Consider the following 11,220-nt stretch of genomic DNA (forward strand, 5'->3'; position numbering starts at 1 on the left):
CGCGGGGCCCGATCCGATCGGGTGCGCACAACTCCGGCAGAACCGGGTCACCGGGCACCGAGGATCGCCCCGGCGGCGACCAGAGCAGGAGTTGTGCCGATGCCGTCCGGCGGGCTGGTCGTGGGATCCGCGCGACGGCCCGGGCACGCACAACTCCGGCGGAATCAGCGCCCCCCGCATCTCCTCGCTCACCCACGCAGGGCATGCAGGAGTTGTGCCGCTCGGGGCGGCCGGTCGTCGCGGAGGTCGGCTGCCGCTCGGGGGCGCAACACCCCCGACGCGACCCGCCGGTAGACTTCAGCCAGTGAGCACGACCCGCGCCGAAGCCGCCTACCTGCGCTCGGTGACCGCGTTCAAGAACCCGATGCTCGACCTGCTGCACGGCCGGTTCGCCCCGTTCGTGGTGGCGGTGCTCTCGAACCTCTTCTCGCCCGACCGCCCCGCCGTCGCCGTCGCCGACGCACACGTCGAGGTCGCCGAGGCGATCGACGAACTGCGTGCGGCCGGCTACGACACCGAGGACGACCGGCGTATCCCGGCGGGATCCGCGCGCGACATCTGCCGAGCCTGGGTCCGTGTGGGCTGGCTGAGCCTGCAGATCGAGGACGACGTCGAGGTGTACCGCCTCTCGGCGCACGCCGTCGGCGCCCTCGAGATCGCCGGCCGGGCCGGCGGCGGCCGCGCGCGCGTCTCCCGATCGCGCGTGCGCACGCTCCTCGACGCGGTCGAGCGCCTCGCCCGCGACGCCGAGACCGACCCCGCGCGACGCCGTGACGCTCTGCTGGCCGAGCGGGCGGCACTGGATGCCGAGATCGCGGCGCTCGACGACGGCGTCATGGAACCACTCGACGACGAGCATCTGCTCGAAGAGGCGGAGAATGTCATCCACCTCGCCCGCGAGCTCCCCGCCGACTTCTCACGGGTCGCCGAGTCGATCGCGGCGATGCAGCGTGACGTCGTCGCCGAGCTGCGGCGCGACGCTCGTCCCACCGGCGATGTTCTGCGGGAGTACCTGGAGCGTGGTCGGCACGTGATGCAGGCCACCCCCGAGGGCCGCGCGTTCCAAGGAGCGCTGCGGCTCATCGGCGACCCCGAACACATCGACGACCTCACCGAGCGGGTGAACGCCGTGCTGACCCAGCCGTTCGCCCGTCTGATGACCCGTGAGCAACGCGCAGACCTCGACGCCATCGCGCGTCGCGTCGAGGCGGGCGTCCTCGAGGTGCTCACCGCACAGCGCCGCGCGTCGCACGTCATCACCGTGCAGGTGAAGACGCACGACCCGATCCGCGACCGCCAGATCGACGACCTCTTGCGCTCGGTGATGGCGGGGCTGCACCGATGGAGCCAGACGAAGTCGCCCGGCCGCGTCGACCCGGTACGGACGCTGCCCCTCGCCGACGTCGGCCACTTGCGGCGCTCGCTCAGCGACGTCCGCCCGCCGGGTGCCCCCGCCCCGCTCTCCGTCGACGAGACGGACGTCGAGTTCGTCGACGCCGACACGCGCGCCTGGGGCGGGCCCCACTACGCCGAGCTCGAGCGGTACGTCCAGACCCTGGGCGACCGTTTCGACCTCGCCGAAGCCTTCGCCGCTGCCGACGACGCCACCCGCCGCCCCGTCGACCTCGTGGGGCTGCTCGAGATCGCCCACCGCGGCGGGCTCGTCGACGGCGACGACGTGTCCGTGGTCGAGGCAGTCCGGCCCGACGGCACCACCCGACGCTTCGCCTTCACGGCGGTCACCGCCGTGCGCCCGACAGAAACGGATGCCGATGACTGACGTCGACACGCCCGCCCCCGCCGCGTCCGCCGACGACACCCCGGCCTTCATCGCCCCCGTCGCGATGGAGAACGACCCCGACGCGCTGTTCGCCGGGGATCGCGGCATCCTGGATGCCGACGTCCGGCGCGTGCTGGTGCGGATCCTGCAGCGCCGCTTCCTTCTCGCGGACAGCTCCCCGGCCGAATGGAAACTCCTCCTCGAGCACCAGCAGATGATCGAGTCGCGCCTGAACGACCTGTTCGTGCGGCTCGTCGTCGACCACGACCGCGGCGTCGCCTACAAGGAGCAGGTGCGCAGCGACGAAGTCGACGTTCCGATCCTGCTCAAGGACGAGGCGTACTCGCGCGCCGAGACCCTCGTACTGGTGTACCTGCGCACCGTGTACCAGCGCGAGACGACCGCGGGTTCACCGTCGGCCCGGGTCGACGTCGAAGAGGTCGAGCAGACCGTGCTGACCTACTTCGCCGAAACCGACGGCACTCGCGCGAGCCAGCAACGCGCGGTGCGCACCGCGATCGCGCGCCTCGACCGCGAGGGGATCATCGAGGAGGAGTCTGAGGGCCGGTACCGCATCGGACCGCTGATCGAGATCGTCCTGAGCGCCGAGGTCCTGCGCGAGCTGCAGCACTGGCTCGACGCGCACACGCCGGATGAGGGAGAGCCCGCATGACCATGCTCGAGACGCTGTTCGGACTCATCCCCGCCGCCTCCCGCGGTCAGCAGTGGGTCGCCGAGGAGCTGCAGCTGATCAACTGGGGCGGGTACGACGGAGAGCACCGCGTCCGCTTCGCTCCGACCGCGACCCTGCTGTGCGGTGGTTCGGGGTCGGGCAAGTCGACGCTCATGGACGCGTACGTGGCGCTCATGATGCCGCACACGACGCCGTTCAACGGTGCCTCCAACGGCGCCGTCGTGGGCCGTCCGCGCGGACAGGAGCAGCGCAACATCCTGTCGTACGGCCGCGGCAAGCTCGACGAGTCGCGCACCGACGAGGGCACGAAGGTCCGCGTCCTGCGCGGCGACGGCACCGACACGTGGACCGCGATCGCGATGACCTGGGTCGACCACGACGGCGCCCGCTTCACGGCCGTGCGCGCGTGGTACATCCCCGCCGCCGCGCGCGTGCTCGACGACGCGGTGAAGGTGCGCGGCACCGTCCACGGCGCTTTCGATCTGCGGCGACTTGAGCCGGCCGCGCAGCAGCACCTGTCGGATGTCGCGGTCCGCACGACCGGGCTGGACACCCTGGCCACCGATCGGGAGTTCTCGGCACGGCTGCATGCCGTCCTCGGGATCGGAGCCGCCGGGGCGGGAGCGAAGGCGATGAGCCTGCTCGCCCGCATCCAGGCGGGTCAGCAGATCACCACCGTCGACGATCTGTACAAGCGGATGGTGTTGGAGGAGCCCGAGACCCTCGCCACCGCGGAAGCCGTGGTCGCGCACTTCGACGGCCTCGAGAGCACCCGCACGCGCATGGTCGAGGCCCGCCAGCAGGTCCGGGCGCTGCAACCGATCCGCACGCTGAAGTCCCGCATCGACGAGGCCGCCGACCGTGTCCGCATCATCGACGCGCTCGGCCGGTTCACCGACCCGACCTCGCGGGCATCGTTGTGGCGCGCGCAACGCCGGATCGACCTCCTGGGCGCCGTCGAAGACGAGTTGCGTGAGCGCACCCACGCCACCGATGCGCTCGTGCGCGAGCGCCAGGCCCTCGCCGACGGCGCCGAGGCCGATCGCGACGCGCTGAGCGACGTGCTCCGCGCCGCCGGCGGCGACCGGCTCGAGACCGCCCAGCGCGAACTGCGCGCCCTCGAGCGCCGCCGCGTCGGCATGCAACGGGACCGCGATCGGTTCGACGGCGCCCTCGCCGCGCTCGGCACCGAGGTCGACAGCGCCAAGCGATTCGCGACGCTGGCCGACGAGGCCCGCCGCACCCTCGCCGACGCGGATGCCAAGACCGCGGTGCGCGACGCCTTCGTGGCAGCCAGCAGCCGACACACGGCGCTGCGCCAGCAGCTGGCGACCCTCGAGGCCGAACACCGGCGGACGCAGACGCGCGACGACAACATCCCTCCGCGCTTGCACGAGGCACGGGAGGCGCTCGCCGAGGCGGCGGGGCTCACGACCGCCGAACTGCCGTTCGTCGCCGAGCTCGTCGACGTGCGGACCGAGTTCGAACCGTGGCGCGGGGCCTTCACCCTGGCGCTCGGGGGTTTTGCGACGACCCTCCTCGTCGACGCCGCGCACCTGGCATCCTTCCGGGCCGCGATCGACGGCGTTCGCCTGTCGGAGCGGCTGCGTTTCGAGGGTGTGCCCACGGGCGCACCCGAGCGCACGGGGCTGGACCCCGCGACGCTGCCCGGACGCCTCGACTACCGCTCCTCCCCTTTCACCGGATGGCTGCAGGACCGGCTCGAGCAGCAGTTCGGCTTCGTGTGCGTGGATGCCGCCGACGACCTGTCGCAGCACCGCATGGCGCTCACCATTTCGGGGCAGAGCAGCCAGGGCACGCGGGGAGCCCACGGCGGGTCGGCGCGACACAGCATCCTGGGGTTCTCCAGCCGCGTGCGACTCACCGAGCTGGGCGACGAGATCGCGGCCCTCCGCCGCGAACTGTCCGAAGCGAAGAGCGCCGTCGACGAGGCCGCGGCCGCCCTGGACGCGTTCGACGACCGTCGCAGTGCCCTCGAGAAGATCGCCGACCTCACGTGGGAGCAGATCGACACGGCATCCGTGGATCGCGAGATCGAGCGCTGGAACGAAACCGTCGCCGAGGTCACCGCGGGTAACCCGCGCATCGCGGAACTGCAGGAGCAGATCGCGGGCACACGGTCCCGCGCGGCCCGCCTGCGCGAGGAGATCGGAAGCGCCAAGACCGAGCAGCAGCGCCTGGCCGCACGCTGGGCCGAGGTGACCGACGAGGTCGACGCCGCCCACGGACGTCTCGAGGATGCCGAAGACGCGGGCCTCACCCTGACCGACGACGAGGCCGCCTACCTCGACGCGCTGTTCGTCGCCCCGGAGGGCGGGGAGGTGTCACCGTCGCAGCGTCTGGCGCGCTTCGACGCGGCGTTGGAGTCGGCCTCGAAGCGGCTGCTCGAGGAGCAGCGGCAGGCGCAGGAGGTGTGGGCCGACCAGCGCGAGAACCTACGGCGCACCCTGACGGCGTTCATCGACCGCTGGCCGAGCCCGAACCTGCTCGCCGACCCCGACGAGTCCGTGGGGGACTTCGAACGCATCCTCGCCGACCTCGAGGCCAGCGGGCTGCACGAGCTGGAAGCGGAATGGCGCGACAGCCTCCTGCGACTGTCGGGCAACGATCTGACCAACCTCGACTCGTCGCTCACGCGGGCGCTGCGCGAGATCCGCGAGCGCATCGCCCCGATCAACGACATCATGCGCGACCTGCCGTTCTACGACGACGAGCACCGCCTGCAGATCGTGCCGCGCGAGAGTCAGTCCGAGGTGCGTCGTCGCTTCCGCCGCGAGTTGCGCGACGTGCGCGCGGCGATCGACGCAGCGTCCACCGATGACGAGCGCGAGGCCGTGTACGGCCGGATGGCGCGACTGATCGGACGTATCCGCCCGGGGGCACCGGACTTCGGCGACCTCATCGACGTGCGCAACCACGTGCGCGTGAGCGCCGAGCGCTTCCGCGCCGACACCGGAGGGCACGTCGCGCTGTATGACCACATCGGCGAGAAGTCCGGCGGCGAGTCGCAGGAGCTCATCGCCTTCATCGTCGGCGCGGCTCTGCGCTATCAGCTCGGGGATGCCGGCGCGGAGCGTCCGCGCTACGCGCCGGTGTTCCTCGACGAGGCGCTGATCAAGGCCGACGCGCACTTCACCAAGCGCGCGATCGGCGCGTGGCGCGGACTCGGGTTCCAGCTCGTCATCGGCGCCCCCAACGACAAGTACAGCGCGATCGAGCCGCACGTCGACGTCGAGTACGACATCCTCAAGGACACCCGCGGCCGCTCGTGGGCCAAGGCCAAGGTGGCGCTGCCGACGGGAGACTGAGGCGTCGCCGAGGGAAGGGGCCGATCAGTCGCGGTCGGGTCCGCGGACGAGGTCGAAGACCATGCGCTCCCACACGCGCCCTGCCGTCACGAGCGCGCGGTGCGCGGCGGCGGAATCGTCGGAGTGCAGCACCGCGGCCGTGGTCTTGAGCCCGTCGAATCCCCCGACCACGACGGTCGCCACCGTCACCGCGTCGACGTCGACGTTCCGCTCGCGCGCCGCGTCGGCGACGATCTCGGCGACGACGTCGATCCATCGGCGGGTGAGGGAAGCCGCGAACGCACGCGTCTCCTCCTGCTCGGCCAGCGCCCAGGTCAACCGCGAGATCACCCAGGCATCGGGATCTCCGTCGTGGAGAGCGAGCACCGCCGGCAGCAGCGCGCGCAGCCGCGCCTCTCCCGGTTCCACCGCGTCGAGGGCACGCTGGACGTCGGCGACCCATCGCTCGTGCCGGGCCGCCAGCACGGCGACGGCGAGAGCTTCCTTGCTGTCGAAGTGGAAGTAGACCGAGCCTTTCGACAGCCCGCTCGCCTCGACGATGTCGGCCATTCGCGCCCGGTCGTAGCCCAGGCGCGCGAACACCGAGGCGGCGGCGTCGATGATGCCGTCACGCGACGCCTCTCCCTGCGACGTGCGGCCCCGGGGCCGCCCGACCCGTCGCGCGGGAGCCGAAGCGTCAGGAGACATACGTCGATTATAGGTGCATAATATATAGACCGACTGGTTTGTTTAATAAGGAGATCTCATGCGCATCCTTGGACGCGGCACCACCACCCTCATCACCGGGGCATCGACCGGCATCGGGCGCGCCTTCGCGGAGCGCATCGCCGCCGACCGGGGCGATCTCGTCCTCGTCGCACGGAACGCGGATGCGCTCGCCGCCCTCGCGACCGAGCTACACGGACGGCATGGCATCCGCGCCGTCCCTCTCGCGCACGATCTCGACGCGCCCGGCGCGGCGGCCGCCCTCGCCGACCGGCTGCGGGCCGAGGGACTGCAGATCGACGCGCTGATCAACAATGCGGGTCTCGGCATCCACGGCGATCTGACGACACAGCCGCTCCCTTCGCTCACGACCCAGATCACGGTCAACGTCACCAGCCTGACCGAGCTCACGGCACTCCTCCTTCCCGGGATGCTCGAGCGCCGACGCGGCGCGATCATCAACGTCGCCAGCACCGCCGCCTTCCAGCCCCTGCCTCACATGTCTGTGTACGGAGCCACGAAGGCGTACGTGCTCTCGTTCTCGCGGGCGCTGTGGCGCGAGACGCGCGGCACGGGCGTCGATGTGCTGGCCATCTGCCCCGGCGCGACCGCGACGCCGTTCTTCACCACCGCCGGAGACGACGCGTCGGTGGGGCCGCGCCGCACACCCGAGGGTGTCGTCGACAGTGCCCTGCGCGGACTCCGCCGGGGGCGTCCGACGGTCATCGACGGCACCGCGAACGCTCTCTCGTCGCGCCTCGCCGCGCGCCTTCCCGAGCGCGCGGTCCTCGCCATCGCCGAGCGCGCCATGCGGCCGACCACGCGCCGGTGACCCCGTCCCGGAGTTCGCACGGCGCGGAGAGCGAACGCGCCCTCGGGAATTCTGCGCGGCCTGCCTACGCTGTGTGCTGAGGGCGCGGTGGAAGGCGGTGGGGAATGGAAGGACTCGAAGTCACGGTCCTGCTCGGACTGGCGATCCTTCTGGGGACGGTGCTGGCCCCTCGGCTGCGGATCGCCACTCCCCTCGTTCTCCTCGTGATCGGCCTGGCCCTCGGCTTCGTGCCCGAGCTCCGGCAGATCGAGCTTCCCCCCGAGACCGTGCTGCTGCTGTTCCTTCCCGTGCTGCTCTTCCGCGAGGCGTGGACGACGTCGCTGCGCTCGGTGCGCCGATCGCTCCGGTACATCGTGCCGATGAGCACCCTGCTGGTCGTGGCATCCGCGTTCGCCGTCGCCGGCGTTGCGACCTGGATGGGCGTGCCGTGGGAGGCGGCGCTCGTGCTGGGGGCCGCTGTCGCTCCCCCGGACGCCACCGCTGTTGCGGCCCTCAGACGTCTGCTCCCCGAACGCACGTTCATGAAGCTGAAAGCCGAGAGCCTCACCAACGACGGAACCGCCCTGGTCCTGTACTCGATCGCGGTGTCGCTTCTCGTCGGCGACCAGATCACGGCGTGGCAGATCACCGGCATGGTGCTCGTGTCGTATCTCGGCGGCGCTGTCGCCGGTGTCGCCGTCGCCGCCCTGGCGTACCTCGCCCTGCGTCGCATGGAATCGACGCTCACGATCAACCTCACGCTCGCGCTGGTGCCGTTCGTGTCCTTCCTCCTCGCCGAGATCGCCCACGCTTCGGGAGTGCTGGCGGTCGTGTTCGCGGGTCTGATCGTCGCGTGGATCTCCCCCCCGGATCACCACCGCCCTATCGCGGCGGTCGGCGGATGCCACGTGGCCCTCCGGCGTCTACCTGCTCAACGGCGCGCTCTTCGTGCTCATCGGGCTGGAGATCCAACTGGTGCTGCACGAGATCTCGCCGTCCGAGATCGGCACGCTGCTACTGATCACCGGGGCCGCGTGGATCGTGCTGGCGGTGGTGCGTTATCTGTTCCAATGGCTGTTCTCGCCGCTGTCACGCCCGGCCGGGGGTTCGACCCGGTCGGTGCGCCACCGATCACGCGTGGTGAGTACCGTCGCGGGATTCCGCGGCGCCGTCTCCCTCGCCATCGCGCTCTCCGTTCCCCTCACCCTGGCCGACGGCTCGCCCGTGCCCGGCCGCGACGCCGTCGTCTTCATCACGGCCGGGGTGATCGTCCTGACCCTGCTCGTGCAGGGGCCGCTGCTGCCCGCCGTCATACGATGGGCGAAGCTGCCGACCGATGACGCCGCCGTCGAGGAGTTCGAGCTGGCGCAGCGGGCGATCTCCGGTGCCGCCCTCGCCGCGCTCGACGACCTCGCCGCCGAGCACGGCATCAGCGACGTGGTGCGGGACCGCGCGCGGCGGGAGGGCTATGAGCGGCTCGAACTGGCGAACGCGCGCGTCGTCGCGCGGCTGCGCGCCGAAGAACAGGAACGCGACGACGACACCGCTGCCGGTGACGACGACGCGGCCTCGCGCATGGGCCCGATCCCCCCGGGCGCGGACGGCGACACCGACGGGCAGCGTGCGGCGGGCCAACTGGAGATGCTGGCCGTGAGCGACGACATCGACCTGTCCCAGCGGTCGCCGCTGCTCCGCCACCGCGAGGCCACGCGCCTGCGGCTGGCCATCCTCGACCGCGAGCGCGAGGTCCTCCTCCGCCTGCGCCGCGAGGGCACGATCGACGATCTCGTCGCCCGGCGGATCCTCGGTGACCTCGACATCGAAGAGATCCGCGCCCGCGGGATCGAGAAGAGCGCCGACTGACCGCCTCGCCCCTGAGAGCGATCAGTTCAGCGACCCGGCTGCACGACTCCGCTCTCGTATGCGGCGATCACCAGCTGCGCGCGGTCGTGAGCGCCGAGCTTGAGCATCGTGTTCTTCACGTGGGTCTTGGCGGTGTGCGGCGAGATGAACAGCGCCGCGGCGATCTCGTCATTGGAGCGGCCCCGGCCCACGAGGTGCAGCACCTCGCGCTCGCGCTCGGTCAGGGCGTCGAGAGCGGGCGCCGGACGGGCGGACTCGGATGCCGTGCCGTGCACGTACCGCTCGATCAGCGCCCGGGTGGCCACCGGCGACAGCAGTGCGCCCCCGTCGTGCACCGTCCGCACGGCCTGCACGATGTCGTCCGGTTCGGCGCCCTTGCCGATGAAACCGCTCGCCCCGGCGCGAAGGGCCGCCACGACGTAGTCGTCCTCTTCGAACGTCGTGAGGATGAGCACGCGCGTCTCGGCGAGACCGGGGTCGCCGCAGATGCGCTCGGTGGCCTCGATCCCGTCCATTCGCGGCATCCGGATGTCGCACACGACCACGTCCGGGTGGAGACGACGCGCGAGGTCGACGGCTTCCTCGCCGTCGGCGGCCTCGCCCACGACTTCCAACCCCGGGGCGGAGTCCAGCAGGTCACGGACGGCGACACGGATGAGCGCCTGATCGTCGGCGATGAGCACCGTGGTCACGCGGCACCTCCCGGAGTCACACGCATAGCGCCCGCCGCCGGCGCGAGAGGAAGTCGCGCGGCGAGACGGAACCCGCCCGGCCCGGGGCCGGCCTCCAGGACACCGCCGACCGAATCGACGCGCTCGCGCAGGCCGACGAGACCGAATCCGGACGGCGGCAGCTCCGACGCCGGCGCCACCCGATCGACCGGGTTGGTCACGACCACCTCGAGCTCGTCGCCGTCGCGCCGCAAGAGCACGTGCACCCGACGAGCCGTTCCGTGTTTGAGGGCGTTGGTCATCCCCTCCTGCACGACGCGGTAGGCCACGATGTCCACGCTCAGAGGCAGGTCCTCCGCCGCGGACGGGAGGCCGAGCTCGTCCCGCACGACCGCCTCCCACCCGGCGACGCGCACCGATTCGACCATGTCGGCCAGCCGGGCGAGGCCCGGTTGCGTGCGGCTGTCGGCCTCGTCGGGTGTGCGCAGGAGAGTGAGCATCGAGCCGATCTCGCCGAGCACCTCGCGGGACGCGGTGCGGATGGTCGCGAGAGCCTCGCGGGCGCGCTCGGGGCGCGTGTCGAGCGCCGAAGAGGCGACCCCGGCGTTCAGGCTGATGACCGAGATCTGGTGCGCCACCGCGTCGTGGAGATCCCGCGCGATGCGCAGGCGCTCCTCGGTCACACGTCGGCGCGCCTCGGCGTCGCGCGTCTGCTCGGCGCGCCGGGCGCGTTCGATCACCGCGCGGACATAGGCGCGGCGGGAGCGCGCGGCATCCCCCAGGGCTCCGGCGAGCGCGGCGGTGAGCCCGACCTGGAGGAACCGGGTGTCCATGCCCGTGGTGACCGACACCACGATGCTTCCGCCCGTGAGGACGGCGACGGCCGCGATCCCCACCGGAACCGCCGCGCGCCGTTCGAGCCGCGACGCGACACCGTACGAGGCGATGGCGATGGCGACCGCGGCGCCCGGCACGAGCGTGCCGAGAGCGAGGGCGGCGAGGTACAGCGCGATGCAGACCGCGAGGACAATGCGCGGCAGGCGGCGCCGCAGGAGCAGCACACCCGCCGGCAGAAGAGCGAGGGCGTACACGAGCGGACTCGAGGGCCGAAGCTCGGGGAACGGCACGGGGGCGAAGACCGGCACGATCACGAGCACGGCGATGACGGCATCCCGTACCCCGCTCGGCACGGGCGGCAGGGGATGCGGCGCCGCGTCGGGAGTCGGAGCGTCTCGCATCGTCCTAGTCTGACGTCCCGCCGACCGCGGGGCCATCGCCGTGCGGGGGCAGACGCAGATCCCCCCACGGGGGTAGGCGTTCACCCCGCCCGAGCGACGCGGAAGGCGGCGCGGGTGGCGACAGTGAGA

7 protein-coding genes and 1 pseudogene are annotated in these 11,220 nt (G+C 71.8%); 5 read left to right on the top strand and 3 right to left on the bottom strand.

Annotated elements, in window-relative coordinates; translation table 11 throughout:
* Positions 1–304: 304 nt before the first annotated feature.
* The 3 genes from MHY30_RS05910 to MHY30_RS05920 are packed head-to-tail and all read left to right on the top strand — an operon-like array spanning position 305 to position 5,803.
* Positions 305–1,780: a DUF3375 domain-containing protein gene (locus MHY30_RS05910; RefSeq protein ID WP_239275951.1), complete on the top strand. Its 1,476-nt coding sequence runs from the start codon at positions 305–307 to the stop codon at positions 1,778–1,780.
* Entirely contained in the window at positions 1,773–2,453 is a 681-nt protein-coding gene (locus tag MHY30_RS05915) for a DUF4194 domain-containing protein (RefSeq protein WP_239275952.1), read from the top strand. The genes MHY30_RS05910 and MHY30_RS05915 overlap by 8 nt, the downstream gene beginning before the upstream one ends.
* Positions 2,450–5,803, top strand: coding sequence for an ATP-binding protein (locus tag MHY30_RS05920; protein ID WP_239275953.1), 3,354 nt, complete (start codon positions 2,450–2,452; stop codon positions 5,801–5,803). Before MHY30_RS05915 ends, MHY30_RS05920 begins: the two co-directional genes overlap by 4 nt.
* Before the next feature lie 24 nt (positions 5,804–5,827).
* Here the strand turns inward: MHY30_RS05920 and MHY30_RS05925 are convergent, their stop codons facing one another.
* Positions 5,828–6,490 carry a TetR/AcrR family transcriptional regulator gene (locus tag MHY30_RS05925; RefSeq protein WP_239275954.1) on the bottom strand — a complete coding sequence of 221 codons (663 nt, stop codon included), beginning with the start codon at positions 6,488–6,490 and terminating at the stop codon, positions 5,828–5,830.
* Positions 6,491–6,548: 58 nt separating this feature from the next.
* Here MHY30_RS05925 and MHY30_RS05930 point away from each other — a divergent pair, with 58 nt between their 5' ends.
* Positions 6,549–7,340: an SDR family oxidoreductase gene (locus tag MHY30_RS05930; protein WP_239275955.1), complete on the top strand. Its 792-nt coding sequence runs from the start codon at positions 6,549–6,551 to the stop codon at positions 7,338–7,340.
* A gap of 104 nt (positions 7,341–7,444) precedes the next feature.
* Positions 7,445–9,182, top strand: a pseudogene (locus MHY30_RS15420) (Na+/H+ antiporter).
* 26 nt (positions 9,183–9,208) lie between these two features.
* Here MHY30_RS15420 and MHY30_RS05945 read toward each other — a convergent pair.
* Positions 9,209–9,874, bottom strand: a complete 666-nt coding sequence (locus MHY30_RS05945; RefSeq protein WP_239275956.1) for a response regulator transcription factor — start codon at positions 9,872–9,874, stop codon at positions 9,209–9,211.
* Positions 9,871–11,091, bottom strand: a complete 1,221-nt coding sequence (locus tag MHY30_RS05950) for a sensor histidine kinase (RefSeq protein ID WP_239275957.1) — start codon at positions 11,089–11,091, stop codon at positions 9,871–9,873. The genes MHY30_RS05945 and MHY30_RS05950 overlap by 4 nt, the downstream gene beginning before the upstream one ends.
* Between the last annotated feature and the right edge of the window lie 129 nt (positions 11,092–11,220).

The sequence above is a fragment of the Microbacterium sp. ACRRU genome (assembly GCF_022346945.1).
Lineage (GTDB): Bacteria > Actinomycetota > Actinomycetes > Actinomycetales > Microbacteriaceae > Microbacterium > Microbacterium mcarthurae.